At 40.2% G+C, this 234-nt stretch carries 1 protein-coding gene; it reads right to left on the reverse strand.

Annotated elements, in window-relative coordinates; genetic code table 11:
* Nucleotides 1-234, reverse strand: a 234-nt coding sequence (locus F1003_RS16465; RefSeq protein ID WP_155090390.1) for an aldehyde dehydrogenase family protein, incomplete at both ends; no start/stop codon positions are given.

Consider the following 234-nt stretch of genomic DNA (forward strand, 5'->3'; position numbering starts at 1 on the left):
GTCCCACTACGGCTCCGGGAGGTTTAACGATGATATAGAAGTTACCAGCAGCGTTTTCTAGTGCTTTATAAGCCTCGTCTATCGCATAACGACATTGTGAGAAGATAGCTCCTGTTAATGAATAAGGAGAAGTGCTATCTACTAATTTAAGTGTTTCAGCCCAATCTGCATCTTCGTAAACATAAACGGTAAGGATAGGTCCGAAGATTTCTTCTACCATACTTTCATATTTAG

It is taken from the genome of Winogradskyella ouciana (genome assembly GCF_009709615.1).
GTDB lineage: Bacteria > Bacteroidota > Bacteroidia > Flavobacteriales > Flavobacteriaceae > Winogradskyella > Winogradskyella ouciana.